The organism is Streptomyces yokosukanensis (assembly GCF_001514035.1).
Lineage (GTDB): Bacteria > Actinomycetota > Actinomycetes > Streptomycetales > Streptomycetaceae > Streptomyces > Streptomyces yokosukanensis.
In genome coordinates, this window is the sequence record NZ_KQ948287.1 from 1 (window position 1) to 1,214 (window position 1,214).

Consider the following 1,214-nt stretch of genomic DNA (forward strand, 5'->3'; position numbering starts at 1 on the left):
TGCTGGATTCCTCTTTCGCTGGGTATATGTCCTGGTGGCGGGGTGGTTCGGCTGCTCGGGGGCGGGTGCTGGACGGTGGTGTTACAGGCACGGCTGAGCCGTGACGGGAGCGAGGAACAGCTCGTGCGTCGACTGGCGCGAGCGCGCAAGGCGCCTCGTGATCTGGTGATGCGGGCACGGATGGTTGAGCTGAGCTGGTCCGGACAGCGAGTGCCTGCCATAGCCGATGAGTTGAGGTGCAGTCCCAAGACTGTTCGCCGGTGGCTGCACCGCTTCAACCGCTCAGGTCTGGACGGGCTGGAAGACCTGGGCGGTCAGGGCCGAAAGCGACGGATCTCCGAGGCGGAACGTTCCCAGATCATCGGCCTGGTCAGACAGCCGGCACCGGGCCGGCTGACGGTGCAGGCGGGCGGCGATCTCTCCGCGGCGGACGAGGCCGGGCCACCGGAGTGGACTCTCGACGCGCTGGCCACTGAGGCGACGCGGCTGGGCATCCAGATAGGTCGCAGTCAGGTCCGGCGGATCCTGCTGGACGAGGGGCTGCGGTGGCGCCGCACCCGGTCCTGGACCCGCTCGAAGGACCCAGAGTTCGAGGGAAAAGGACGAGGATCATCGGGCTCTACACCTGCCCGCCCGAAGGCGCGACGGTCGTGTGCGCCGACGAGCTCGGACCGGTGATCCCCCGCACCTTCCCGCCGGCGCCGGGCTGGTCGCCGGACGGCCACCGCATCAAATCCGAGGTCGACTACGGTCGCGGGCCGGAGAAGACCTGGGTCTACGGCGCCCTGCGGGTACGGGACGGACACGAGGTCACCATGACCGCCTCCTCCCGCAACAGTGCCTTCTACCAGCAGTTTCTCCAGAAGATCGAGACAGCCAATCCGGCTGGCGACATCTACGTGGTCACCGACAACCTGTCCTCGCACAACAGTCTGTCCACCCGCACCTGGCTGGAGGACCATCCCAGAATCCGGCACGTCTTCATCCCCGTCGGCGCCTGCTGGCTCAACCTCCAGGAAGGCTGGTGGCGCATCTTCCGCAAGGCGGCCCTCGCCGGCCAGTCCTTCGCCGGACCACCCGAGATCGACCAAGCCACCCGCCTGGCAACAGCCCAGCTCAACGCACGAGCCCGGCCTTGGATATGGGGAAGACCGGCACCATCAACACGGGTACGACGACGCCAATATGTGTACGCCGTTTGATGAATCCAGCAC

General features: G+C 67.0%; 2 protein-coding genes. Both read left to right on the top strand.

The features are described from left to right. Nucleotides 1-6 precede the first annotated feature (6 nt). Nucleotides 7-678, top strand: a complete 672-nt coding sequence (locus tag AQI95_RS46195) for a helix-turn-helix domain-containing protein (RefSeq protein ID WP_244189132.1) — start codon at nt 7-9, stop codon at nt 676-678. Further along, nucleotides 651-1,202, top strand: coding sequence for a transposase (locus tag AQI95_RS44205; protein WP_244189131.1), 552 nt, complete (start codon nt 651-653; stop codon nt 1,200-1,202). The genes AQI95_RS46195 and AQI95_RS44205 overlap by 28 nt, the downstream gene beginning before the upstream one ends. Nucleotides 1,203-1,214: the final 12 nt, after the last annotated feature.